Here is a 24,459-nt window from a genome sequence, read left to right as displayed (position 1 = left end):
GCAGAGAGGAGAGCGGGACGGTGCTGGAAGTCAGCGGGCTGGTGAAGCGGTTTGGTGGCTTCACCGCCGTCAACAATGTGTCGTTCAAAGTCGATCAGGGCGAGATCCTCGGCCTGATCGGCCCCAACGGCTCGGGCAAGAGCACGATCTTCAATATGCTCTCGGGTACGCTGGCGCCGACTTCCGGTTCGATCCTGTTCGACGGCTCCGAGATCGCGGGCTTTCCGCCGCACCGGATCATCAACAGCGGCATCGGTCGCACCTTCCAGATCCCGCGGCCATTCCGCCGCCTGACGATCTTCGAGAACGTCGCGCTCGCGGGATTCTACGGCCAGGGCCGCCACAGCCGCGTCAAGGCGGAGGAGGCGGCCGAGCGATCGTTGGCGATGGTCGGTCTGCCGACAGATCGCCATGCCAGCGTCGACGGCCTCGGCGCAGCCGGCCTGAAAAAGCTCGAACTGGCGAAAGCACTCGCCACCGCGCCAAAACTTCTGCTGGCCGATGAGAGCCTCGGCGGCCTCGACGAGGCCGAGATGGGTCAGGCGGCCGACATGCTGCGCAACATCCGCGACGAGCTCGGCATCACCATCATCTGGGTCGAGCACATCATGGGCGTGCTGATGCGCGTCGTCGATCGCGTCATGGTGCTCGATCACGGCGAGAAGATCTCCGAAGGTTTGCCGAGTGCCGTTGCCGGCGATCCGCGCGTCATCGAGGTCTATCTCGGCACCGATGCCGAGACCACGCAGGCCGCGGCCGCCGCAGTGCGCCGCCGCGCGGGAGGGCAGTGATGCTTGAGCTCCGCGGCGTCAGCGCCGGCTACGGCACGTTCCAGGCACTGTTCGACGTCGATCTCGACGTGAGGGCGGGTGAGGCCGTCGGCGTCATCGGGCCGAACGGGGCCGGCAAGACCACCCTGATGCGCGTCATCTCCGGCCTGATCCGCCCCTCGCGTGGATCGATCAAAATGGAAGCCGTCGACGTCGTGGCCACGCCGCCGCACAAGATCGTCAGCCTCGGGATCGCGCATGTGCCGGAGAACCGGCGGCTGTTTCCGCAGCTCTCGGTCGACGACAATCTCAAGATGGGTGCCTTCATGCAGGAGGCGCGCGGCCACTATGCCGAGCGGCTGGACGTGGTGTTCGAGCTGTTTCCGCGCCTGAAGGAGCGCCGCCACCAGATGGCGGGCACCATGTCCGGCGGCGAGCAGCAGATGTGCGCGATCGGCCGCGCGCTGATGTCGAATCCAAAGCTGCTGCTGCTCGACGAGCCGTCGGCGGGGCTCGCGCCGGTCGTGGTGCAGCAGGTGTTCGAGCTGGTGAAGCGGATCCGCGCCAGCGGGCTGACCGTGCTGATCGTCGAGCAGAATGTGCAGCAGGTGCTGAAAGTGGTCGATCGCGCCTATCTGATCGAGGCGGGTACGATCAGGTCCTCAGGCACCTCGGCCGAGATGCTGGCGAGCGACACGGTCAAGGAAGCGTATCTCGGGGTGTGAGGTTCATGCAGGCATGCAAGCATTTCTGGACATTTTCGACATCTACCTGCTGGAGGCCGTGATCAACGGCATCCTGCTCGGCGGCGTGCTGGCGTTGCTCGCGCTCGGGCTCAATTTGATCTTCGGCGTCATCGACGTGACCTGGATCTGCTACGCAGAGCTGGTGATGATCGGCATGTACGCCATGTACTTCCTGGTGCAGTATTACGGCATCAGCTATTTCGTCGCCGCGCCGCTCACCATCCTGCTGGTCGCGGTGCTCGGCGCGGCGCTACATTACCTCGTGATCGCGCCGCTCCTCACCGCGCCGCCGATCAACCAGTTGCTGGCGACCGGCGGGGTGCTGTTCGTGCTGCAGAGCTTTGCCACCGTCGCCTTCGGCATCGACTTCCGCAACCTCGGCATCCGCCTGCCGGTGCTCGCCTTCGACGACATGAATTTCAGCTACGCACGACTTCTGTCCTTCCTGGCTGCGCTGGTCGGCATGGTCGCGGTCTATCTGTTCATGACACGGACCTTCACCGGCACCGCGATCCGCGCGATCTCGCAGGACCGGCAGATCATGGCGCTGATGGGCGTCGACACGAAGCGGATCTATCTCATTACCTCTGCGATCGGCGGGGGGCTGGCCGGGCTCGCAGCCTGCCTGCTGGTTCTGCAATATGACGTGCATCCCTTCGTCGGCCTGTCATTCGGGCCGATCACCTTCCTGATCTGCGTGCTCGGGGGCCTCGGCAATTTCATCGGCGGCTTCATCGCCGCCTTCGTGTTCGCCGAGATCATCTCGCTCGGCGGCCTGTTCTCCGATCTCGAATGGGGCTATGTGCTCGCCTTCGCGTTCTTCATCGTCATGATGTTCATCCGGCCCGCGGGCCTGCTCGCGAGGCGCCGATGATGGGGCGGAGACGGCTTGCAGCTTGGGGGATCGGATTGGCGGCGCTGGTCGCGCTGCCTTTCGTCTATCGCGATCCCTATCATCTGCACATCCTGGTGCTGATCCTGATCTGGTCGTTCGCCTATACGTCCTGGTCGATGATGGGGCGGTTCGGCCTCGTCTCGCTCGGCCATGGCGGGTTCATGGGGATCGGCGCCTATGTCACCGCACTACTCTGGAATCACCTGGGCTGGTCGCCCTGGATCGGCATCCCCATCGGCATGGTCGCGGCCGGCGCGCTGGCGCTGATCGTCGGCTATCCCTGTTTTCGCTTCCGCATCACCGGGCACTATTTCGTGCTGGTGACGCTCGCGCTCTCAGGCATCGTGCTCCAGGTCATCACGGCGACGCGCGACTACACCGGCGGCTCGCTCGGCTACACGCCGAACCGGGCCGCGGGCAACAAGCTCTGGTCGCTGCAATTCGACGACAAGATCACCTGGTACCTGATCGCGCTCGGGGTCTGGCTTTTCGGCATCGTGGTCTGGCACTGGGTCGACCGCAGCATGGCCCGCTATGCGCTGGAGGCGATCTCGGAGGACGAGGACGCCGCGGCCGCCGCCGGCGTCGACGTCACCGCGGAGAAGCTGAAGATCACGCTGCTAAGCGCGCTGATGACGGCATTGGCCGGCGCGCTCTACTGCCAGTACCAGATGTTCATCACGCCCGATACCGTCAGCGGCATCGCGGTGTCGCTCCAGATGGTGTTCGCGGCGATCGTCGGCGGCCTGTTCGTCTCGCTCGGCCCGACCTTCGGCGCTATCATCACGATTATGCTGGCCGAGACCCTGCGCATCGGCTTCGGCACCAAGGCGGTCGGCTGGGACAATCTCGTCTACGGAGTGCTGCTGGTGCTTTTCATCATATTCCTTCCGAAGGGTATCCTTGGTAGCTTGCTCGACCGATTGAAGCCGCAACGCAAGGTGTCCCGCGCTCATGAGCAAGAAGTCGTCCAAATCGCTCGCCCAGGAGCTTGACCGTTACATTACGCCATTCCGCTACGATGGTTCGGGCAAGTTTCATCTCAAGGATCACAAGACCAACGAGAAGGGCGACCTCGACAAGGAGAAGGCCCAGGAGATTCTCAATGCCAACATGAAGCGGCTGATCGCGTTTCAGGAGAAGCTCTACGCCCAGGACCGCTGGTCGGTACTGATCGTGTTCCAGGCGATGGACGCCGGCGGCAAGGATTCCGCGATCAAGGCGATCTTCGAGGGCATCAATCCGCAGGGCTGCGAAGTCAGTGCCTTCAAGGCGCCGAGCAGCAAGGAGCTCGATCACGATTTCCTCTGGCGCCACGTGGTCGCGCTGCCGGAGCGCGGGCATATCGGCATCTTCAACCGCTCCCATTACGAGGAATGCCTGGTGACGCGCGTGCATCCGGAGGTCCTCGCCAAGGAGAAGCTGCCGTCAATGCTCGTCACCAAGAACATCTGGAAGGAGCGGTTCGAAGACATCTGTGCGTGGGAGCGCTATCTCGCGCGCAACGGCACCGTGGTACTGAAGTTCTTCCTCAACCTGTCCAAAGACGAGCAGCGCGAGCGCTTCCTCGACCGGCTGGAGGATCCGTCCAAGCAGTGGAAGTTCTCCATGGACGACATCAAGGAGCGCGCGCTGTGGCCGCGCTACCAGGCGGTCTATCAGGACATCGTCCGGCACACGGCAACGCCTCATGCGCCGTGGTATGTCGTGCCGGCCGACCACAAATGGTTCGCGCGCGTCGTGATCGGGTCGGCCATCGTCGCGGCGCTCGAAAAGCTCGATCTGCGCTTCCCTCGCGCCGACAAGGCCTCGGCGGGTGAATTCGACGAGGTGCGCAAGGCGCTGGAGAAGGAGGAGAAGGCGGGCAAGAAACAAAAAACGCGAAAACAACCCCATGCACAGTAGCCGGGGATAACGAAATCAATGACTTGAAGGTCAGCGCGAGCGCTTGCGGATTTAACGAAATCGTTTGACTCGTCGGGCAAAACAGGGGCATGATGTCATCATCCCCAAATTCCTCAGTACTCGCGTCCACCGGTAGCAGAAGCGTTCTACATTGGCGGGAAGGGCGGCCTCGCAATTCGCCCACATCTCGCATTTCGCTGCAAGCGAATCCGTCGCAGTCAGATGGAACGCGCCCTCAAATGTGATTTGCGCGCCGTTGATCTTGCTTGACAGTTCTGCGTCACGGGAGGACCATCTCAATGGTCGCAAACAAGCGACGCGCAACGTCCACATCAAGAGCAAGGGGAGGTCTATGACACCACCTCCGCAGATCCAGCCGCGTTAAGTGCGATGGAGCTCGTTCGGACTATCGCATAGCGGCAGAAAACCGCGAACGGCACGCCGGGCCAAGGTTTAGAGGGCTGCATCAGTGTGGCATAGCCCCTACCTGCCCGGCGCTGTATTGTGCATCACATCGATTGCACACCGATCCACGTCGGAGCGCCGTGACGCGGCCGCCGTGCTTTTGACATCGTGCTTCTCTCTTCCTCCTCCTCACGGCCGTCATTCCGGGCCGACTCCCGTAATGACGGAGGGCTGTCGCATATCAGGGCTGTCGCATATGACGTCTGAGCGGCGCCTGAGCGAGCGCCTCGTCCTTCGAGACGCGGCGTTCTGCGGCTCCTCAGGATGAGGCTCAGCTGCATCCACTGCGTTGAAATGTTGCCGCATATTCATCCCTCATCCTGAGGGCTCGCCGCAGGCGGGCGTCTCGAAGAATGGCCGCGGTTGAGCTTCCAGCCGCGTGCCTGCATTCCGATCGCTGCACGTCCTGCCTTGAGACCGCGGTTCCCGTTTCCTGCACCACGGCAAATGCCAAGAGAATGTCGCCTCATTGGCCAACTTCCGACACAGCCCCCGGGCGAATAGCGTCGATCCGACATGATGCATGTGCTTCGGCGGTGACGGGCCCGACGTCGCCGTCGCATTCATTTTCCCAGGGATCCCTCGTGTCGCATAAGCTTGCCTCCGCGCTTCTCGCCGCGCTCTTGATCGCGATCTCATCTCTCTCCTGCGCCCGCGCCGCGCCGCCGACGAGTAGCGCTGCCGCGTTGTCGCCCGATGAGGCCAAGCGCGCGCTGGAAACGCTGCAGGACGACAAGAAGCGCGCGCAGATGATCGACACGCTGCGCGCGATCGCCAATGCGTCCGGTGCACAGCAGCCCGCGCCCGAGCCAAAATCGCCGATCCCGCTCGCGGCCGACGGCCTCGGTGCGCAGCTCATGCTCACCGTGTCCGAGGAAATCGGCGAGATTTCGCGAGACGTCGCCGATATGGCCAGGACGCTCACGCACTTCCCGGCGTTCTATTACTGGATCGTGCGGACCGCGAACGATCCCGCGGCCTACAATCTCCTGATCGAGATCGCCTGGAAGCTTGCGCTGGTGTTCGGCTGCGCCTTCTGCGCCGAATGGGTGATCTTCCGTCTGATCCGCCGCCCCGTCGTGTTCCTGGAAGGGCGCATGCCGCAAACGGCGCGTCTGCCGGTGCAGGTGTTGCCCATTGCCGATCCGCCGTCATCCGTGGCCGATGTCACCCCGGCGCCCGAACTGCACATGCGCCGCCACAGCCTGGCGCGGGCCTGGCAAATCATGCTGCGGCTGCCGCTCGTGCTGGGACGCTTCCTGCTCGAGCTGCTACCCGTGTTGGTCTTTGTCGGCGTCGCCACGGCGCTGCTCGGCACCGAGATCGGGGGGCCCACCACCGTCCGTCTCGTGATCCTCGCCGTCGTCAACGCCTATGCGTTCTCGCGCGGGCTCATCTGTGTGGTCCGTGTGCTGGCGGGACCGTTCGGCTTGTTTCCGGTCAAGGCCGAAACCGCCGCCTATATCGAGATCTGGGCGCGCCGTATCGTCGGTGTCGGCGTCTCCGGCATCGCCTTTGCGAATGTGGCGCTGCTGCTCGGCCTGCATCGCGGCGGCTATGCCGCGCTCCTGCGCATGGTGATGCTGGTCGTGCATCTCTTCATCGTCGTCATCATCCTGCAATGCCGCCGCCAGGTCGCCGAAGCGATCCGCGCGCCGGCCGACCGGCAGGGGATCGCGGCGCGACTGCGCAACCGCATCGCGGGCGGCTGGCACTATCTCGCCATCGCGCTCGACCTTGCGCTGTGGGCCGTGTGGGCGCTGAACATTCGCAACGGCTATTCGTTGCTGCTGCAATATTTCGTCGGCACCATCGCGGTGGCGCTGATCACGCGTGTCGCCATCATGCTGACGCTGGGCCTGATCGACCGCGGCTTCCGCATCAAGCCCGAGATCCTCCAGCGCTTTCCGGGCCTCGAGATCCGCGCCAACCGCTACCTGCCGCTGCTGCGCAAGATCGTATCCGGCGTGATCGCCTTCATCGGCCTGGTGGCCGTGCTCGAAGTCTGGGGCGTCGACGCCATCGTATGGTTTTATGGGGGCCAGATCGGCAGCCGGCTGATCTCGGCGGTGGTGACGATCGGACTTGCCGTGTTCATCGCAGCTGCGATCTGGGAAGCCAGCAACGCGCTGCTGGACCGCCAGATCAATACGCTGTCGCGCGATGGGCACTATGCCCGGGCCGCGCGGCTGCGGACCTTTCAGCCGATGCTGCGCACGGCCTTGCTGTGCGTGATCGCCACTGTCGTCGGGCTCACGGCGCTCAGCGAGATCGGCGTCAACGTCGCGCCGCTGCTGGCGGGCGCCGGCATCGTCGGCATCGCCATCGGCTTCGGCTCGCAGAAGCTGGTGCAGGATCTCATCACCGGCCTGTTCCTGCTGCTGGAGAACACCGTCCAGGTCGGCGACAGCGTCAGCGTGTCCGGGCTATCGGGCGTGGTCGAGAACGTCTCGATCCGCACGATCAGGCTTCGTGCCGGCGACGGTGCCGTGCACATCGTGCCGTTCAGCGCGGTCACGACTATCACCAATGCCAGCCGCGGCGCCGGCAATGCGTCCGTCAGCGTCAACGTCGCCTACAAGGAGGATACCGACCGCGCCGGCCAGATCCTCAAGGACATCGTCGACGAGATGCGCCGCGAGGTGGAATTCCGCAGCCTGATCCGCGGCGATCTCGAGCTCTGGGGCATCGACAAGGTCGACGGCGCCATGGTGTCGATCGTCGGCCAGATCCGTTGCACCGAGGCCGGCCGCTGGCCGGTGCAGCGCGAATTCAACCGCCGCATGAAGCAGCGTTTCCAGCACCACGGCATCGAGGTCGCATCCGCCACCCAGACCATCCTGATGCACATCGCGCCGCCGGCTGATGGCGCCGCTCATCTGACGCCAAGGCGAGCGGTCGGCTAGAAAGTCTGTCCATAAACGTCGGCTTGCCAATCGAAAGCGGAAGTGTCCGACCTTGCGTGTGATCGGCGGCTCGTGATCCAAACCGGAAGTCGGCATGCCAACGATAACTCAGAACAGAGGAGGTGGCGCCTTTTGGCCCCGCCTTGCCCTTAAGTTCGTTTGTGTCCACGCCATGAACGTACTCGCGCGTGTCCTTCAAACGTTTTTCTTGGATGTACGCGCTCCTCAAGTCGATTGTGTCTACCCCAATCGCCGATGACACCCACGGCGCGCGCCATGGGGCAGTCGGGGGGTACCCATTTGCTTGCGTGCTTCCTGCCGTCTGAATGCTTTTTTAAGTCAAAGCAATTGCAGAGATATCGATACCGACGAGGACAGATTCGGTATTTATACTTCCGTCCGGGTTTCTCCTGAACGCGCGCCGTTTGGTTGGCATCATAATCCCTTGAATGTTCTTGTACTCGGACATGTAGTGCGCGGCTGGAGCGCCACCTGCCACGAGTGTGGTATAATCCAAACGAGCGATGAGCCCGTTTTCATCGACGTGGAATATCTGGTCCGGACAGTGAGTTCCAACCTTCTCGGGAAAAGTGATCTTGAGCCGCCGGCGTACCGTGCCTTGGTCGGTCGCCGGGTCTATCTCTTCCGCTTTGGCACTCTCAGTGACAAACATAAATGGAGTATTCAGATAATTCCAAAGTGCATACCCGGTAAAGTAAGCCAGATGCAGCCTATCCCACGTCGTCTGAAGAGTATGTCCTTCAAACGCATTTCTTGGATGTACGCGCTCACTCGATAAGCTTCCCGTTGATTGTCTCTAGCCGAACACGATCCGGTTCGTAGATGCTTTGCACGCCTTCTTCGGTAAAGTGCGTAAAGCAAGTTCGCTGTTCTTTCGTTTGCGCCTTCAATTGAACATTTTCGAAGACACCATCCCATCCCTTTCTAGTCCAGTGCGAACCATGCATCGAGAGGTTCACGTCGATCGCGTTGAATTTTCGCCATCGTTCAAGAGTTCCGTGAGACTCAAGCACCAGATCTAAAAGAGCAGTCATGTGTCCTCCGGTTCGCCCTATTGGAATTAGGGCCATCGCTTTCGATATCGCACTAGCTGCGGTTTCAGGCGCTTAGAATTCAGGGCGCCTGACCGTTGATCATCCATTAGTTGGGTTTCAGAAGGACTTTCCCGCCTTTTTGCGCATGCGCCATGGCCTGAGTTGCCTGCTCGAGCGAATAAACGCCGGCGACCGGAACGTGCAGTTTGCCTTCGGCGATCAGTCGCTCGGCTGTCCGCGTATGAGCCGCAAGCTTTTCGTGTGCATCTCGAAAGCGCGGAAATCCCAGCCAAAACCCTTCCAGGGTCATCTGCTTGAAAATGATGTTCAGAGGACTCATGGCCGCGGGCTTTCCGCTGACGCCGCCATAGACGACCATCTTGGTGTTCGACGCGAGGCAAGACGCTACCGAGTGCGAGGACTCGCCACCCACGCCGTCGATGCCCAGCTTGATTTTAGCCTTGCCGGTCGCCGCTGCGACCTGCTTCACAACGTCGGGTCCATCGACAAGGACGACGTCAGCTCCGGCTGACTTCAGCTCATCCACCAGCTCGGGTCTGCGCACGAGGCTTACCGAGCGCAGTCCGAACTCCTTTGCAAACGCAATGACGCTGCGTCCCACACCGGAATTGCCGGCGTTCTGGATGACCCAGTCGTCCTTGCCGAGTTCGACATACTCGGTTAGGAGCAATGCCGCTGTGAGCGGGTTGATCCGAAGCATTGACATCTGTTGGGGATCGGCTTGCTCAGACAAGACGATGAGATCGGTGGCCGGCACCGTGATGGCCTGTCTCCACACGGGAAGCCCGATCGGAATGGCGACACGATCGCCAGTCCTTACATTTTTAACCGAGGCTCCTACGGCGATAACGCGGCCAATAGCTTCGTTCCCGAGCGGCGCGGGCGGCTGCGGCCTGATCGCATACATGCCACGGATCATCAGAAGTTCAGCAAGTCCGATCGCTGAGTATTCGACCGCGACCGTGGCTTCATTTGCTGCCGGCGGTGGGGGTGGATCGCTTTCGACAACTTCAACCACCTCGGTGGGTTTGCCAAACTTAGACATTTGCAGAAACTTCATTGTCCCCTCCGCGAGAGCTGTATGGCTCATTCCGCCAAGTAATCTTACGGTTCCCTGACCGCTCGACGCCAAACCATGCTAAGTTCATATAACGAACTGTCATTAACGTCAACCTGTGTATGAAAAATGAACTCAGAAAAAGCGCATTCGCCCGAGCTGGATCTTCGCTTGATGTTGGAGCTAAAAAACAACTGCTCCATCAAGCGAACGCTCGAGATTGTTGGTGAAACCTGGACCTTGTTGATCTTGCGCGAGGCCTCATGGGGGGTTCGCCGCTTCCAGGACTTTCAAACGTTTTTGGGCATACCAAGAGCGGTGCTGTCTGAGCGCCTGGAAAAACTTGTTGAGTACGGAATCTTTGAAAAAACTCCTTACAAGGAGCCGGGGGCGCGAAAGCGCTATCAATACGAACCCACCAAAGCCGGCATCAAGCTATTGCCTGTGCTGATGGCATTGAGCCAATGGGGAGATGAGCATCTCGGCAAAGGATCTGCCCGCATGATCGACAAAGCGACTCGGGAAGAAGTGTTTCTGAAGGTCGTCAGCAAAAACGGCGACCATGTCCCAGTGGAGCGGGTGCGACCAGTAGTGCGGAGGTAATCACACGTTTGTGGTCAATAATGTTGATCGGCTTGCTGAAAGTAAGAAAGAAGTTCTTGAGCGATTGAGCAGGCGGGGTCCCATCGTGCGATTTGCCGAGCCTGCGGATCATCGGTCGGACACGCGCCAATGAAGCACTAACGCCAGCTGAGCGGGCCCCACGCGATTTCCACACATGGCCCAACTCGGACCTAGGGTGAGGTGCGCCAACGCGGCCGGTATCGGAGGCAGAGTGGACCTCAGACGAAGTGCAGCGCGAGTTTATGAGTACATGTCCTAAGCTGTCCGACATCATTTTCAGCTTGCCTCGGCCCGCGCCGCAGCGTTCACTCCGGCTCCAGCCTGCTGACAACATGCGGGCGACAAAAAGCGTGGGGGGAGACTGATGCGGGGGCTGTGGGCCGGATTGCATAATCATGCGATCGTCATTGCTGGGCTGATCGCCTATGGGTTGATCGCGCCGCTAAGCGCCCAGCCGTTTCCGTCGCGGCCGATCACCCTCGTGGTGCCGTTCGCGGCGGGCGGTCCGACCGATACGCTGGCGCGCATCCTGTCCGAACGCATCGCCGCTGAATTGCACACGTCGATCGTGGTGGAGAACATCGCCGGCGCCTCCGGCAGCATCGCCGGCGCCCGCGTCGCGCGCGCAACGCCTGATGGCACCACGATCACGATCGGCCATTGGGGCACGCATGTGCTCAACGGCGCGATCTTCAAGCTGCCATACGACGTGATCGCCGATTTCGAGCCGGTCGCGACGATCGCGATGGGCACGCAGCTCATCGTCGGCCGGAAGACGCTCGAAGCCAACACTCTGAAAGAGATGATCGCGTGGCTGAAGGCCAACCCCGGCAAGGTGACTGCCGGCACGGCCGGCGCCGGCACGGGGGCCCACGTCGCCGGTGTCTTCTTCAAGGAGAGGACCGGCACCGACTTCCAGTTCGTGCCGTATCGCGGCGCGGGGCCCGCCATGATCGACCTCGTGGCCGGGCAGATCGACATCATGTTCGATCAGGCCTCGAACTCGCTGCCGCACTACAAGAACGGTGCGATCAAGGCGTTCGCGGTGACGTCGCCGACGCGGCTCGCCTCCGCGCCCGATATCCCGACGGTCGACGAGGCGGGGTTGCCCGGTCTCTACATCTCCTACTGGCACGGCATCTGGGCACCGAAGAACACGCCGAAGGAGATCGTCACAAAGCTCAACGCGGCCATCGTCACCGTGCTTGCCGATCCCACCGTCAAGCAGCGGTTTGGCGAATTGGGGCAGGAGATTCCTCCGCCCGATCAGCAGACGCCCGCAGCGCTCGGAGCCTTCCAGAAGGCCGAGACCGAGAAATGGTGGCCGATCGTGAAGGCCGCCGACATCAAGGCGGAATAATACCACTGCCTCATCCTGAGGAGCCCGCGGAGCGGGTGTCTCGAAGGATGCGCCGCAAGCGAGAGCAGGGCCTGCGTGGTTCGCCCGGCGATGCAAAGCATCGTCCGGAGACGCGCGTTCCGCGCTCCTCACCATGAGGAGAACGACAGCCTCGCGGCGTTAACCTTTTCGTGCGCACGACGACCGGTCCGTCACCAAAACCTCGCTGCGGTGCGGGATCACAATGCTTGCCGCGGTTTTCTGCGTCCTTGATCTCAGGTGAGCGCTGGCCGACAATGCCCGCCCTTCAATAGGAAACTCCCTGGGGGAATTCGTGAATAGACCTGCTCGGGTCAGCGCCCATTCGACATCGTCCGATTCCGTGCACGGCATGGCGCTGCTGCGCGATCCCCTGCTCAACAAGGGCACCGCCTTCACCGCGCAGGAGCGCGACGATCTCGGCCTGCGCGGCCTGCTGCCGCCTTGCGTGCTGACGATGGAGACCCAGGTCGAGCGCGTGCTCGTCAATCTGCGCACGCTGCCGACCGATCTCGAAAAATATGTCGCGCTGAATGCGTTGCATGACCGCAACGAGGCGCTGTTCTTCCGCGTTGTCGTCGACAATATCGACGAGATCCAGCCGATCATCTACACGCCGACGGTCGGGCTCGCCTGCCAGAAATACGGCCTGATCTTTCAGCGCCCACGCGGCATGTTCATCTCCTCGCGCGATCGCGGCCAGATCGCCGAGATCCTGAAGAACTGGCCCTATCCGGCCAAGCTGATCGTCGTCACCGATGGCGAGCGCATCCTCGGCCTCGGCGATCTCGGCGCCAACGGCATGGGCATTCCGGTTGGAAAACTCTCGCTCTATTCGGCCTGCGCCGGCGTGCATCCCGAAACGTGCCTGCCGATCGTGCTCGACGTCGGCACCAACAACGAAGAGCTGCTGAAAGACCCGTATTATCTCGGCTTGCGCGAGCGGCGGCTCACGGGCGAGGCCTATGACAGCTTCGTCGACGAGTTCATGGTCGCCGCGCGGAAGACCTTTCCCGGTGTGCTTATCCAGTTCGAGGATTTCGCCAACCACTCGGCGTTCAAGCTGCTGCACAAATATCGCGATGAGGCCTGCGTCTTCAACGACGACATCCAGGGCACGGCTGCGGTGGCGCTCGCCGGCCTGTTTTCGGCGCTGCGCGTCAACGGCGGCAAGCTGAAGGATCAGCGCATCCTGTTCCTAGGCGCGGGTGAGGCCGCGACCGGCATCGCCGATCTCGTGACGTCCGCCATGATGGCGGAGGGCGCCTCCGAGGCGGAAGCGCTCCGGCGCAACTGGCTGGTGGATTCGCGCGGCCTCGTGGTCGGCGGACGCGAAGGCCTGTCCGGTCACAAGCTCCGTTACGCCCATGCCGACCAGGCGCCGATCGCCGACTTCCTCACCGCGATCAGGACGCTGAAGCCGACGGCGATCATCGGTGTCGCCGCGGTCGGCGGCGCCTTCACGCCCGACGTGCTCAAGGCGATGGCCGAGCTCAACGAGCAGCCGATCGTGTTCGCGCTCTCCAATCCGACTTCGAAGGCCGAATGTTCGGCGGAGGACGCCTACCGCTACACCGGAGGCCGCGCGCTGTTTGCCTGCGGCAGTCCGTATGACCCCGTCAAGCTCAACGGCCGAACCTTCGTGCCGCGCCAGGGCAACAACTCCTACATCTTCCCGGGCGTCGGCCTCGGCGTCATCGCCAGCCGCTCGCGGCTGGTCACGGACGAGATGTTCATGGCGGCCGCCCATACGCTCGCCGATTGCGTCGGCAAGGACGATCTCGCGCAAGGCAGCCTCTACCCGGCGCTGCCACGCATCCGCGAAGTCTCGGTGCGTATCGCCGCCGCCGTCGCCGATGTCGCCTTTCAGCGCGGGCTCGCGGACGGACCCGCGCCGAACGACGTGAAGGGACTGGTTCAGTCCCAGATGTACGAGCCGCAGTACTGAGGCCTCCGCCTCGTCATGGCCGGGCATAGCCGTCCGAAGGACGGCGTCGCTTCCGCTCGCCTATGTCCCGGCCATCCACGCCTCGCCGGATGGTACGAAGAACGTGGATGCCCCGGACAAGCCCGGGCACGACGACCGCTTGAAGCAAGCCACGTTAGGTCAGCACGCGATACCATTTCAGGTAGAAACCCGGTTGCGCGGCGCGGCCGTATATGCGACGCTCTGTAGCGTTACAAGAAATTCAATCAAGGTAAGCCGCCATGGACGATCGTTTGCCCGAACTGGGCGACCTCGAGCACGAGGTCATGCAACTGGTTTGGGCCCATGGTCCTGTGACGGCCGAAATTGTGCGCGAGAAGCTGTCGCGTCGGCTGAAGGAATCGACAGTCCGCACGGTGCTGCGCCGGCTGGAAGAAAAGGGCTATGCTCGGCACACGGTGGACGGACGCACCTATGTCTACCACGCAGCCGAAGAGCGCGCGCGGGTTGCGGCCAAGGCGGTGCAGCGCATCGTCGACTGGTTCTGCAACGGCTCGATGGAGGAGGTCCTCGTCGGCATGGTCGACAATGCGATGCTCGATCAGCAGCAGTTGCGCACACTGGCCGACCAGGTGGCCAAGGCGAAGAAGGCGAGGGGAGTGAAGAAAGAATGATCGCAACTCTGGCGGAGGCGGCGCTGCGCTCCCTTGTGCTGGGAGGCGTCGTCTGGTTCGGCCTCAACCTGTTTCGCGTGCGCAATCCGCACGTCCACATGACGGCGTGGGTCGTCGTGCTGCTGGCGTCGCTGGCGATGCCGTTCGTGATGCATTGGCCGACGGTCACGATCACCCGGCTGCCATCGCCGGTATCGGTACCGGCTGATGTCATGCCGGCTGATATCTCGACGTTCGAGATGCCGCAGCCCATGCAGCCGATGACGCCCGGCGCGGCGATTCCGCCGTCGAAGAACGGCGTCTCAATCAATTGGTGGCTGATCGCCACAATCGTCCATGCCGGCGTTGCCGGCCTGTTGCTGCTGCGGCTGGCCATCGGCCTCTGTCTGACCTGGCGCCTCGCGCGCGCGGCAAGGCCGGTCAACGGTCTGCACCTGGTCGATGCCGATGTGCGCGTCAGCCGCGAGGTCGGCGGTCCCGTCACGTTTGGCTCGACCATTCTGGTGCCGCCGCAATTTGCCGGCTGGGACCCGAAGAAGCGCCTCGCGGTGCTCGCGCATGAGGGCGCGCATGTCGCCAACCGCGATTTCCATATCCTCTTGCTCGCCTCCCTCAATCGCGCGGTGTTCTGGTTCAGCCCGTTCGCCTGGTGGCAGCTCGCGCGTCTTGCCGAACTTGCCGAGATCATCAGCGACGCCGAGGCCATTGAGGTGATCGACGACCGGCTGTCCTATGCGGAAATCCTGCTTGATTTCGCAAGCACGGTAAACCCGCGGCCGGTCGAGCTCGCGATGGCACGGGCCTCGACCGTGCGCGCCCGCGTCGAGCGCATCATCGCGACCGCCGCGATGCCCGTCGCGGTCGGCTGGCGCAAGCGGGCGTGGATCTCGGCCGCGATCGTCCCGGCCGTGATCGTGTCCGCCGGCATGATCGCCTATCGCACCCCGGAGCCTGCGCCGCTCGCCGCGGATAGTGGAGAGGTGCCGGCCCAGCATTACCGCCCCTTCGTCAACTTCTACGCCATGGGCCCGGCTTCGGTGTTTGCCATCTTCCGCGAAGGTGACGAGGTTTACGGCCAGCTCACCGGGCAACGCAAATTGCGCCTGATGGTGGGCGGTGACGGCACCGCGTCCTACCCCGCCTCCTCCGGTGAGATCACGTTCCCGCTCGATGCGGAGCGTCGCTCCGCCGAGCTGGTGCTGCGCATGAATGGACGCGACATCCGCGCACTTCGCGTCGCCGAGATGCCGACCGCGGCGGCTGATTCCGGATCGCTCGATCAGTATGTCGGCTGGTACAGGGTCGCGCCGAACCGCGTGCTCACCGTGCGCCGCGACGGAGATCGGCTCCACGTGCAGGAAACCGTGCAAGGCCGGGCTGCGCTCCTCAGTGAGGGTGCCGACGCCTTCTCGATCCATGGCGACAATCTGCTGGTCTTCCTGCGCGACGAGCAAGCCAAAATCTCGCGCGTCCTGATCCAGAACGCGGTCTTCGGCGCCCGTCTCGCGCCGCGGATCGATGCGGCGGTGGCGCAGGCGATCGAGGCCGACTTCGCGCGTCGTGTCGCGGAAGTCCCGGACCGCTTCCGCGAGCAGGTCCCCGTCGCCGGGGGCAAGGAGATGATCCTGCGCGGGATCGAGGATCTGCGCAGCGGCACGCCAAACTACGACCGCATGAGCGCACTGCTCGCCGCCAAGGTCCACCGCGAGGTTGACGAGTTGCACAGGACGTTCGTCGCCCTCGGCCCGGTGGAGTCGCTGTTCTTCCGCGGCGTCGGACCAGGCGGCTACGACATCTATGGCGCCAAGTTCGAGAACGGCACGGCGGAATTCCGTCTGCTGCTCGAGCCTGACGGCAAGGCCGGTGATGTACTCTTCCGGGCCGACGGAAATGACGAACTCGGCGGCATCGTCCCCTGCGCCGAGGAGGCGAATGTGCGCGGCCGCGCCGGCACCTCGCCGATCCGGATCATGGTCTACAACGAGATGGGCGAGGACATCCGCGTCTTCAATCTCGATGCCGACGGCAATCGCAAGGCCGAGAGCGTCGTCAGGCCCAACATGAGCTGGGCTGCCACCACTACCGTGAACAATCCCTGGGTGATTGCCGACAAGTCGGGGCGGTGCCTGGAGGTCCTGATGCCGGGCCGGCAGACGCGCTTCCACAATGTCGAGGCTTCGAACCTCGGCGCGCGTCCGGGTCGCGCAGCGCGCCGCGCTGTTCCGATCGCCAATGGCGAGGAGATGCTGCGCCGCTATATCGCGGGGGTGGGCAAGGGCGAGCCGGATTACGAGCACATGACCTCCGAAGTCGCCGGCATCACGCGGCAGCAGCTTCCGTTCGACCAGGCCATCCTGGCGAAGCTTGGCGCCTTGCGTGCGGTCTCTTTCCGCGGCGTCACCGCGCTCGACAGCGACATCTACATCGCCCAGTTCGCCAACGGCTCGGCGGAATGGCGCATCGGCATCAGGAACGGCACGATCACCAAGATCGCGCTCGGGCCGAATTTCTAGCAGCGTTGCGGGCGGCCGTCCCTCACGCGGATCGGCGGTTCGCGGTATCGTACGGAACGTCTCAATCTCTGCTTGCAAGCCCGAGCCGCTAATGCTACGTTGCGTAGCATTACAGGCTGTAGCCTCGCGCGAGGTACCGTCGGCAGGCTCGAGGGAATTGGGCGTTCGCGATGAGCAATCCTGCAAAGGCCGAAGTTGTGCTGGCGCTTCATCGCTTCGGGATGGGGCCGCGTCCGGGATCGATCGCGGCTGTCGGGGCCGACCCGCGTGGCGCGCTGATCGCCGAGCTCGGCCGGCCGCTCGTCCTGAACGCTGCCGCCAGCCTTCCCTCCAGCTCAAAGGCCTATCGCACCGTAGCCGATGCCAATGCGCGGCGCGCCGCGCGCGCCAAGCAGGCCCAGCAGCAGGCCAAGAAGCAGCAGGTGGCGGCGACGCCGACTATGTCGGAAGACCAGACGCAAGGGCAGGGAGCGGACAAGGACGCCGCCGAGATGGCGGCGAAGCAGGCGGCCGATGCCATTCCCGATCCCGGACGTCCGATCTATTTGCAGGAGGCCAAGCTGCGCACGGAAGCCGCGCTTACCGCCGAGATCGGCTTCGGCGAGCGGCTGGTGTGGTTCTGGTCCAACCATTTCTGCATCTCGGCCAACAAGATCCAAAGCATGTCCGGGGCCTATGAGCGCGAAGCCGTTCGCGCCAACGCACTCGGGCGCTTCGTCGATCTCCTGTTGGCCGTCGAAGGTCACCCGGCGATGCTGTTCTATCTCGACAATCTCGGCTCGATGGGCGCGAATTCGATCGCCGGCATCAACCGCAGCCGCGGCCTCAACGAGAACATCGCGCGCGAGATCATGGAGCTGCATACGCTCAGTGTGCGCACCGGCTACACCCAGGACGATGTCATCAGCTTCGCCAATGTGCTGACCGGCTGGACGCTGGTGCCGCCCGGCGACAATCCCGAGCACGGTGGCGAATTCACCTTCAATCCGCGGCTGCACGAGCCCGGCGGGCAAACCGTGCTCGGCAAGCGCTACGAGCAGGAGGATGCCGAGCAGGGCCGCGCGGTGCTGCGCGATCTCGCCGCGCATCCGGCGACCGCAACCCATATCGCGACCAAGCTCGCGCGCCATTTCGTCGCCGACGAGCCGCCGCCTGTGCTGATCGAGCAGATGGCGAAGACTTTTCGCGACACCGAGGGCGATCTTAAGCAGGTCGCGATCGCGATGGTGTCCTCGGACGAGGCCTGGCGCGGGCCGCCGTCGAAGCTCAAGCGTCCCAGCGAGTGGGGCGTTGGCATGGTGCGCGCGACCGGCGCCACGACGGTCGATCCAGTCCGCTTCACCGGCGGGCTGGAGCTGCTCGGCGAGGCGCTGTGGCGTCCATCCGCGCCCAAGGGCTATCCGGACGACGAGGCGAGCTGGATCGACGGCGTCGGCCGGCGGCTCGACATCGCCAACAATTTTGCCGAGCGCCTCGCCGGTACGGCTGATCCGCAGGCGATCATCGAGGACGTCTTCGCATCGGAGATATCACCCGAGGTGAAGCAGGCCGTCGGCCGCGCCGAGAGCCGGCAGCAGGCGCTCGCGCTGTTGTTCATGTCGGCGGATTTCCAGAGGAGGTGACCATGGGCTTTGACCATCATCTGCCCACGCGGCGCGAGCTTCTGGTCGGCTCCGGCGCGCTGTTCGCGTGGAGCCAGATGCCGCGGATCGCGCGTGCCGAAGGGCGCGATCCGCGCCTGCTGGTCATTGTGCTGCGCGGCGCGCTCGACGGCCTTGGCGCGGTTGCGCCGGTCGGCGATCCCGACTGGATCTCCTTGCGCGGCGATCGTGCGCTGGTGCTGGACGGCAAGCCGCCCGCGCTGCCGCTCGATGCCTTCTTCGCGCTCAATCCGGCGATGCCGAATCTGCATCGGCTCTACAAGAGCGGCAAGGCCGCAATCGTCCATGCCGCCGCGACGCCCTATCGCGAGCGTTCGCATTTCGACGGCCAGGACGTGCTGGAAAGCGGGCTCGTCAAGCCGGGCATGACCAGCTCGGGATGGCTCAACCGCGCGCTGCTCGCGCTGGAATCCAGCGGGCGTGTCGACCCGCGCGGCAGCCGCGCGCTCGGCATCGGCTCCGTGACGCCGCTGGTGGTGCGCGGTTCGGCGCCCGTCATGACATGGGTGCCGCAGAGATTGTTGCCGGCGAGCGAGGACACGCAGAACCGCCTGCTCGATCTCTACCAGCACACCGATCCGAAGCTTGCGACCGTGCTCCAGGCCCGCATGCGGCTCGCTTCGCTCGGCGGCGCACCAGGCGCGGGCGATCCGATGTCCGACGATCCGACCTTGCCGCCGCCCGGCATCGCGCGCGTGCGCGCCTATTTCGCCGAAGCCGCCGGCACGGCCGCGCGCTATCTCGCCAAGCCTGACGGCCCGCGTGTCGGCGCCATGGGCTTCGTCGGCTGGGATACGCACATCGCCGAGGGCGTGGCCTCGGGCCAGCTCTACAATCTGCTCGGTGCGCTCGACGGCGCCTTTGCCGCGATCGAGAGCAATATGGGCGAAGCGTGGCGCGAAACAGTCGTGGCCGTTGTCACCGAGTTCGGGCGAACCGCGCGCATCAACGGTACGCAGGGTACCGACCACGGCACGGGCACGGTCGCTTTCCTGATCGGCGGCGGGCTCAACGGTGGTCGCGTGATCGCGGACTGGCCCGGTCTGAAGCCGGCGCAACTCTTCGAGGATCGCGATCTCAAGCCGACCACGGATTTGCGCGCGGTGCTGAAAGGCCTGTTGAGGGATCATCTGCGCGTCGAGGAGAAGGTGCTCGCAGAAGCCGTCTTCCCGGGCAGCGCCGACGTCAAACCGATGGGAGGCCTCGTCGGCTGACGACGCGGCTCTCGCAACCGGTTCGGGTTCATGATGTGCACGCTGACACAACGGGAGCTCGACTTTCTCGCCAGCTTGAAGACCGGCTGGCAGCGGCTCTATCGGCGCGAGCTCGCGCGGCTCTCGAGGAGCGGCGCCGAACCTGACGAGGTTCCGCCGGAGACGCGCCCGATCTGGCGCGTCGTATCGGGCTTATCCCACGAGCCTGTCTCGATTCAGGACAAGCCAGTGTGGTGGAATCGCCACAGCTAACCCGAAACGGCTGCGGCCTCAGGCGCGCTTTCGTTCCGACAAGGTTCTGCCCTCATTGCCCACCGAAACTCGGGGCCATTCGGAGGGCGCATCATGTCTTGCTTTGCACGTGCCGAAAATGCCCGGATTTCGCCGGCAAGCCTGTGCCGGATCCTGCTCGCCACCATCGGCGCGGCGTCGCTTGCGGCGTGTGCGCAATCGCCGGTCGGCCGCCAGAAGGCCGATCTCGGCACCCACCGCCAGGCCGCTGTCGAACGACCGCACAGGGTGGCGGCGCTGCATCCGCGTCCGATCAGCCGGGCGCGCATCCCCGACGGTGATGCAAAGCAGAGCGTCTCCCACGGCGTCGCCAGTTTCTATTCGGACACGGAGACGGCGAGCGGCGAGAGGTTCGACAAGAACGAATTGACCGCGGCCCATCCCAGCCTGCCGTTCGGCACCAAGCTGCGCGTCACCGATGTCTCATCCGGCCGCTTCGTCACCGTCAGGATCAACGATCGCGGGCCGTATGTTCGCGGACGCGTGGTCGACGTCTCTCCCTCCGCGGCGGAGGCGCTCGGCATGGTCGACAAGGGTGTCACCAATGTCCGGCTCGACGTGGTGCAATAATTTGCGGCTGCATCGATCCGAAGCGCTGTGCTTAACCGGCTGTTAGCCGCCTCAAGCCCACCATGGATACCCAATCATTCGGGACTAGATCTAAGCTCTTGGGAGGCGGCGTTTGACCACGATCCAGTATCTCGAAGATCAGGCCGCACGCGCCGAGCGGCTGGCCAAACGGATCACGGATACATTGACGATCGAAAAGCTCCTGACCTTCGCGCACGAACGCCGCCGCGAGATCGAGGTCATCGCCGGCAAGTACGGGCGCGCCTGATTCTCATCCCCATGCGCGCTCAGCTGTGGCTTTCGACGAAGTCGCTGAGATAATCCGGCAGCGTCATGCCATCAATGTCACAGCGCGCCCGGATCTCGCCGGCGACATCGGTCGAGATGTCCTTCATCCAGTGCTCCAGCGTGTTGAACGAGATGACCTTGATGGGGTCGTTGAAGCAGCCAGCGACGAGCTCGCCGATCGTAGCGTCGAGATCGCTTCGCTCGACACGAATTTCGGTCGCCTTGTCGAGGCGGTCGATCACCACGAACAGGGTCTGGTCTGCGCCATAGGGCACGACAGGGGCTGGCACGCCGGCTTCAAGCATGTGAGGCACTCACGCCTTCGCTTCCGATCACCATCAACGGGAAAAACCGGCAGAAGGTTCCCGCGCTCAGCCGGTGCTTCTGCGAGGATCAGAGAAATTCGCGCAGCCGCGCCAGCTCCGTGATGTGCTCGGGCGAGAGAATGTCCGTGACCAGCGGCGGTTGCGCGATGGTGCGGATCTCATAGAGATGCCTGGTCGCCGCCGGCTTCGCCATGAACGCCGAGATGCATTCGTCGAGCGTACCCTCGATCACCTGGTAGGACGCTCGGTCCGACCGTCGCTGGTTCGCAAGCGACGGCCATTTATGCAGCACCGCAAGGACACCAAAGTCGACCTTTGAATCCCCAACCACGTCCCCCATCGTCCCGCCTCACGCAAAAAGACCCCGGCACACGATCGTGCGTACCGGGGCCTACACCCATTACTGCATCTCAATGCCTCAGCACCAAACGCGATGACCGGGAAATAGTTCCCGGCAAATGTTTGCTTTCAGCTCGCGGCCGCCGCGATTTTATGGCCCGGGCTGGTGTGCCCGTGGCTGGTCTCATCGCCGCGACCAACTTCGGGCGGAAGCCCGGCAAAGCGCCGCAAGGCCTCGGCCATCTGCACCCGGCCCGGCGCGCCGGTGATGATCACGTCCACCATCGTGAAGGACGAATGGAAATGGCCACGCGCCTTAAGTTGCTCGACCGGGACGCCGGCGGCTGCCATCGCCTCGGCATAGGCGATGCCTTCGTCGCGCAGGGGATCGAATTCGCAGGTGACGACGAAGGCCGGCGGTAGCCTTTCGACCTTGCCGCGGAGCGGCGAGGCGCGTGGATCGGTGCGGTCGGTCGGCGAGCAGTAGAGGTCCCAGAACCAGTACATCAGCGAGCGCGTCAGGAAATAGCCGGTCGCATTGTCGTTGTAGGAGGGGCGGTCGAAGGTGCAGTCGGTGACCGGGCAGATCAGGAGTTGGCCCGCGATCTCAGGGCCGCCGCGATCGCGCGCAAGCTGGCAGGTGACGGCGGCGATGTTGCCGCCGGCGCTCCAGCCCGCGACCAGCACCGGGCCCGGCCTGCCGCCGAGCTCGGCGGCGTGCTCGGCGATCCAGCGCGTCGCCGCATAGCCGTCTTCGGCCGCGGCCGGGAAACGATGCTCGGGCGCATGACGATAGCCGACGCTGACCAGCATCATGCCGGTCCGCCGCACCATGTCGCGGCAGAACGGCTCGTCCGACTGCTCGTCGCCGAGCACCCAGCCGCCGCCGTGGAAATAGACCACCACCGGATGCGGCCCCGGCGTTGCCGGCCGGTATACCCGGTAAGGCAGCGGACCGTCGGCGCCTGTCAGGGTGCCGTCGACGATCTCGCCGATCGGCCGTCCCGCCGGGCGGCCCTTGTTGAACTCGTCGACGAAGGCGCGGGCGCCGAGGGCGCCCATCGACTCGATCGGCGGCAGGTTGAGTGACGCCAGCAGGTTCAGCACCAGCCGCACGTCCGGCTGCAGCCGCACCACCTCGCCGTCATTGCTTTGCGCGGCGACGTCGGGGCCGGTCAGCTTGAAGCCGAGCATGCCGCGGCTGACCACCTCGTCGCAGATGCTGCGATAGGGACCGACGCCGCCGGTATAGGGCATCAGGCCCTGCACCTTGCCGGGCACGTTGGCGCCCGTGTACCAGGTGTTGGCGAGCCGGTGCAGCGTCACCATCGAGCAATCGGCCATGTGCCTGTTCCAGCCGGCCTGCGCCGTCTCGGTCGGCTCGATCGTGGTGAAGCCGCCGTCGCGCAATGCTTTGAGCCGGTCGACGACCCAGTCGACATGCTGCTCGATTGACACCGCCATGTTCGACAGCACCGACGGGCTGCCGGGACCGGTGATCATGAAGAAGTTCGGGAAGCCTGCGACAGTGAGGCCGAGATAGGTCTGCGGCCCCTGCGCCCAGACGTCGGTGAGCGACTTGCCGCCACGTCCGGTGATCGGATGCACGGCGCGGATCGCGCCGGTCATGGCGTCGAAGCCGGTCGCGAACACGATCACGTCCACGTCGACGCTGCGCTTGGCCGTCGTGATCCCACTTGCGGTGATCGCCTTGATCGGCTCCTGACGCAGATTGACCAGCGTGACGTTCGGCCGGTTGTAGGTCGCGTAATAGTTGGTATCGAGGCAGGGGCGTTTGGCGCCGAACGGATGATCGTCCGGCATCAGCGCCGCGGCGGTCTCGGGGTCTTTGACGGCGGCGCGGATCTTCTCGCGGATCAGGTCCTGGACGATCTTGTTGCCGTCGATGTCGACCGCCTGGTCGGCCCAGAGCTGGGTCAGGATGTGGACGAGGTCGCCGGCCGCCCAAGCGCGTTCGAACCGCTCACGACGCTCGGCATCGCTTAATTGCCAGCTCACGACCGTCTGCTGCGGATAGGGCACGCCGGCCATCGACTGGCGCGCCTGCTCGCGATAGGCCGCGCGATCGCCTTGCAGCAGGCTCATGCGATCGGACGGCGCGGGACCGTTGTGCGCCGGAAGCGCGAAATTCGGCGTGCGCTGGAACACGGTCAGGTGCGCAGCCTGCTCGGCGATCAGCGGGATCGACTGAATGGCCGACGATCCCGTGCCGATCACCGCGACGCGCTTGCCGGCGAGATTGACGCCGTCATGCGGCCAGCGTCCGGTGAAATAGACCTCGCCCTTGAAGTCCTTCACGCCGTCGATCTCCGGCGGCTTCGGCGCCGAGAGGCAGCCGGTGGCCATGATGTAATGGCGGCAGGAGACCGCTGCGCCATTGTCGGTGGTGAGCTGCCAGCGCTCGATCGCCTCGTCCCATTTCGCTTCCGTGACCTTGGTCTTGAAGCGGATGTCACGCCTGAGATCGTAGCGGTCGGCGACGAAGCCGAGATAGCGCAGGATCTCGGGCTGGGTCGCGTATTTCTCCGACCAGGTCCAGGCGGTCTCGAGGTCGGGATCGAAGGTGTAGCTGTAATCGATGGTCTGGATGTCGCAGCGCGCGCCGGGATATCGGTTCCAGTACCAGGTGCCGCCGACGTCGCCGGCTTCTTCGAGGCCGACCGCCGTCAGGCCGGCCTTGCGCAGCCGATGCAGAAGATAGAGGCCGGCAAATCCGGCACCGACCACGGCAACATCGACCTGCTGGCTGGTTCCGCGCCCCGTGTCCGAAGTACGTGCAGCAACCATTGCATCAGGCATGGCATTTCCTCCCG

General features: G+C 64.0%; 22 protein-coding genes. 16 read left to right on the top strand and 6 right to left on the bottom strand.

Translation table 11 applies throughout. From position 1 onward, the window contains the following. Positions 1–20 precede the first annotated feature (20 nt). From AC0L23_RS15365 to AC0L23_RS15340, 6 genes are all read left to right on the top strand, one after another. A complete protein-coding gene (locus AC0L23_RS15365; protein WP_085385129.1) occupies positions 21–791 on the top strand; it encodes an ABC transporter ATP-binding protein in 771 nt (256 codons plus the stop codon). Continuing rightward, a complete protein-coding gene (locus tag AC0L23_RS15360; RefSeq protein WP_085385130.1) occupies positions 791–1,495 on the top strand; it encodes an ABC transporter ATP-binding protein in 705 nt (234 codons plus the stop codon). The genes AC0L23_RS15365 and AC0L23_RS15360 overlap by 1 nt, the downstream gene beginning before the upstream one ends. A 13-nt stretch (positions 1,496–1,508) precedes the next feature. After that, on the top strand, positions 1,509–2,390 hold the full coding sequence (locus tag AC0L23_RS15355; protein WP_085385131.1) for a branched-chain amino acid ABC transporter permease: 882 nt from the start codon (positions 1,509–1,511) through the stop codon (positions 2,388–2,390). After that, positions 2,387–3,406, top strand: coding sequence for a branched-chain amino acid ABC transporter permease (locus AC0L23_RS15350; RefSeq protein WP_085350250.1), 1,020 nt, complete (start codon positions 2,387–2,389; stop codon positions 3,404–3,406). The genes AC0L23_RS15355 and AC0L23_RS15350 overlap by 4 nt, the downstream gene beginning before the upstream one ends. Then, a complete protein-coding gene (locus tag AC0L23_RS15345; RefSeq protein ID WP_085385132.1) occupies positions 3,366–4,316 on the top strand; it encodes a polyphosphate kinase 2 family protein in 951 nt (316 codons plus the stop codon). The genes AC0L23_RS15350 and AC0L23_RS15345 overlap by 41 nt, the downstream gene beginning before the upstream one ends. A 1,049-nt stretch (positions 4,317–5,365) precedes the next feature. Continuing rightward, entirely contained in the window at positions 5,366–7,687 is a 2,322-nt protein-coding gene (locus tag AC0L23_RS15340) for a mechanosensitive ion channel domain-containing protein (RefSeq protein ID WP_085385133.1), read from the top strand. A gap of 334 nt (positions 7,688–8,021) precedes the next feature. Here the strand turns inward: AC0L23_RS15340 and AC0L23_RS15335 are convergent, their stop codons facing one another. From AC0L23_RS15335 to AC0L23_RS15325, 3 genes are all read right to left on the bottom strand, one after another. Continuing rightward, positions 8,022–8,360, bottom strand: a complete 339-nt coding sequence (locus AC0L23_RS15335) for a hypothetical protein (RefSeq protein WP_473357094.1) — start codon at positions 8,358–8,360, stop codon at positions 8,022–8,024. A 115-nt stretch (positions 8,361–8,475) separates the two neighbouring features. Continuing rightward, positions 8,476–8,742 carry a hypothetical protein gene (locus tag AC0L23_RS15330; protein ID WP_473357093.1) on the bottom strand — a complete coding sequence of 89 codons (267 nt, stop codon included), beginning with the start codon at positions 8,740–8,742 and terminating at the stop codon, positions 8,476–8,478. Between the two features lie 106 nt (positions 8,743–8,848). Further along, entirely contained in the window at positions 8,849–9,823 is a 975-nt protein-coding gene (locus AC0L23_RS15325; protein ID WP_158091743.1) for a zinc-dependent alcohol dehydrogenase family protein, read from the bottom strand. A gap of 126 nt (positions 9,824–9,949) precedes the next feature. Between AC0L23_RS15325 and AC0L23_RS15320 the strand changes: the two genes are divergently transcribed. The 10 genes from AC0L23_RS15320 (at position 9,950) to AC0L23_RS15275 (ending at position 20,940) form a co-directional block, all read left to right on the top strand. Beyond that, positions 9,950–10,423 (top strand): winged helix-turn-helix transcriptional regulator, encoded by a 474-nt coding sequence (locus tag AC0L23_RS15320; protein WP_018454364.1) that lies wholly within the window; start codon positions 9,950–9,952, stop codon positions 10,421–10,423. Between the two features lie 385 nt (positions 10,424–10,808). Beyond that, positions 10,809–11,804 carry a tripartite tricarboxylate transporter substrate-binding protein gene (locus AC0L23_RS15315; protein ID WP_085350245.1) on the top strand — a complete coding sequence of 332 codons (996 nt, stop codon included), beginning with the start codon at positions 10,809–10,811 and terminating at the stop codon, positions 11,802–11,804. Between the two features lie 313 nt (positions 11,805–12,117). Continuing rightward, positions 12,118–13,770: an NAD-dependent malic enzyme gene (locus AC0L23_RS15310; RefSeq protein ID WP_085385136.1), complete on the top strand. Its 1,653-nt coding sequence runs from the start codon at positions 12,118–12,120 to the stop codon at positions 13,768–13,770. Between the two features lie 260 nt (positions 13,771–14,030). After that, entirely contained in the window at positions 14,031–14,423 is a 393-nt protein-coding gene (locus AC0L23_RS15305; RefSeq protein ID WP_018457458.1) for a BlaI/MecI/CopY family transcriptional regulator, read from the top strand. Continuing rightward, positions 14,420–16,936, top strand: a complete 2,517-nt coding sequence (locus AC0L23_RS15300; RefSeq protein ID WP_085385137.1) for a M56 family metallopeptidase — start codon at positions 14,420–14,422, stop codon at positions 16,934–16,936. The genes AC0L23_RS15305 and AC0L23_RS15300 overlap by 4 nt, the downstream gene beginning before the upstream one ends. A gap of 170 nt (positions 16,937–17,106) precedes the next feature. Beyond that, on the top strand, positions 17,107–18,558 hold the full coding sequence (locus AC0L23_RS15295; RefSeq protein WP_085385138.1) for a DUF1800 domain-containing protein: 1,452 nt from the start codon (positions 17,107–17,109) through the stop codon (positions 18,556–18,558). 2 nt (positions 18,559–18,560) lie between these two features. Next, complete coding sequence (locus tag AC0L23_RS15290; protein WP_085360697.1) at positions 18,561–19,811, top strand: DUF1501 domain-containing protein; 1,251 nt, start codon at positions 18,561–18,563, stop codon at positions 19,809–19,811. Between the two features lie 30 nt (positions 19,812–19,841). Continuing rightward, positions 19,842–20,063 (top strand): hypothetical protein, encoded by a 222-nt coding sequence (locus tag AC0L23_RS15285; RefSeq protein WP_026233375.1) that lies wholly within the window; start codon positions 19,842–19,844, stop codon positions 20,061–20,063. A gap of 93 nt (positions 20,064–20,156) precedes the next feature. Then, entirely contained in the window at positions 20,157–20,672 is a 516-nt protein-coding gene (locus AC0L23_RS15280; RefSeq protein ID WP_085385139.1) for a septal ring lytic transglycosylase RlpA family protein, read from the top strand. Positions 20,673–20,784: 112 nt separating this feature from the next. After that, positions 20,785–20,940, top strand: coding sequence for a hypothetical protein (locus AC0L23_RS15275; protein ID WP_198957668.1), 156 nt, complete (start codon positions 20,785–20,787; stop codon positions 20,938–20,940). Between the two features lie 19 nt (positions 20,941–20,959). Here the strand turns inward: AC0L23_RS15275 and AC0L23_RS15270 are convergent, their stop codons facing one another. From AC0L23_RS15270 to AC0L23_RS15260, 3 genes are all read right to left on the bottom strand, one after another. After that, complete coding sequence (locus AC0L23_RS15270) at positions 20,960–21,265, bottom strand: hypothetical protein (protein WP_018457465.1); 306 nt, start codon at positions 21,263–21,265, stop codon at positions 20,960–20,962. Positions 21,266–21,353: 88 nt separating this feature from the next. Then, positions 21,354–21,626, bottom strand: a complete 273-nt coding sequence (locus AC0L23_RS15265; RefSeq protein WP_018457466.1) for a hypothetical protein — start codon at positions 21,624–21,626, stop codon at positions 21,354–21,356. A 128-nt stretch (positions 21,627–21,754) separates the two neighbouring features. Then, on the bottom strand, positions 21,755–24,445 hold the full coding sequence (locus tag AC0L23_RS15260) for a flavin-containing monooxygenase (RefSeq protein ID WP_085385140.1): 2,691 nt from the start codon (positions 24,443–24,445) through the stop codon (positions 21,755–21,757). Positions 24,446–24,459: the final 14 nt, after the last annotated feature.

The organism is Bradyrhizobium sp. MI1.4 (assembly GCF_055811315.1).
Note: the sequence above shows the minus strand (reverse complement) of the source record. Positions and strands in the feature narration are given on the sequence as shown.

Bases quoted from the DNA above. Each gene is read 5' to 3' on its own strand.
- AC0L23_RS15360 (WP_085385130.1), top strand. From the start codon at position 791: ATGCTTGAGCTCCGCGGCGTCAGCGCCGGCTACGGCACGTTCCAGGCA.
- AC0L23_RS15335 (WP_473357094.1), bottom strand. From the start codon at position 8,360: ATGTTTGTCACTGAGAGTGCCAAAGCGGAAGAGATAGACCCGGCGACC.
- AC0L23_RS15350 (WP_085350250.1), top strand. From the start codon at position 2,387: ATGATGGGGCGGAGACGGCTTGCAGCTTGGGGGATCGGATTGGCGGCG.
- AC0L23_RS15270 (WP_018457465.1), bottom strand. From the start codon at position 21,265: ATGCTTGAAGCCGGCGTGCCAGCCCCTGTCGTGCCCTATGGCGCAGAC.
- AC0L23_RS15290 (WP_085360697.1), top strand. From the start codon at position 18,561: ATGGGCTTTGACCATCATCTGCCCACGCGGCGCGAGCTTCTGGTCGGC.
- AC0L23_RS15330 (WP_473357093.1), bottom strand. From the start codon at position 8,742: ATGACTGCTCTTTTAGATCTGGTGCTTGAGTCTCACGGAACTCTTGAA.
- AC0L23_RS15325 (WP_158091743.1), bottom strand. From the start codon at position 9,823: ATGAAGTTTCTGCAAATGTCTAAGTTTGGCAAACCCACCGAGGTGGTT.
- AC0L23_RS15355 (WP_085385131.1), top strand. From the start codon at position 1,509: ATGCAAGCATTTCTGGACATTTTCGACATCTACCTGCTGGAGGCCGTG.
- AC0L23_RS15260 (WP_085385140.1), bottom strand. From the start codon at position 24,445: ATGCCTGATGCAATGGTTGCTGCACGTACTTCGGACACGGGGCGCGGA.
- AC0L23_RS15345 (WP_085385132.1), top strand. From the start codon at position 3,366: ATGAGCAAGAAGTCGTCCAAATCGCTCGCCCAGGAGCTTGACCGTTAC.
- AC0L23_RS15305 (WP_018457458.1), top strand. From the start codon at position 14,031: ATGGACGATCGTTTGCCCGAACTGGGCGACCTCGAGCACGAGGTCATG.
- AC0L23_RS15315 (WP_085350245.1), top strand. From the start codon at position 10,809: ATGCGGGGGCTGTGGGCCGGATTGCATAATCATGCGATCGTCATTGCT.
- AC0L23_RS15295 (WP_085385138.1), top strand. From the start codon at position 17,107: ATGAGCAATCCTGCAAAGGCCGAAGTTGTGCTGGCGCTTCATCGCTTC.
- AC0L23_RS15300 (WP_085385137.1), top strand. From the start codon at position 14,420: ATGATCGCAACTCTGGCGGAGGCGGCGCTGCGCTCCCTTGTGCTGGGA.
- AC0L23_RS15285 (WP_026233375.1), top strand. From the start codon at position 19,842: ATGATGTGCACGCTGACACAACGGGAGCTCGACTTTCTCGCCAGCTTG.
- AC0L23_RS15320 (WP_018454364.1), top strand. From the start codon at position 9,950: ATGAACTCAGAAAAAGCGCATTCGCCCGAGCTGGATCTTCGCTTGATG.
- AC0L23_RS15265 (WP_018457466.1), bottom strand. From the start codon at position 21,626: ATGGGGGACGTGGTTGGGGATTCAAAGGTCGACTTTGGTGTCCTTGCG.
- AC0L23_RS15280 (WP_085385139.1), top strand. From the start codon at position 20,157: ATGTCTTGCTTTGCACGTGCCGAAAATGCCCGGATTTCGCCGGCAAGC.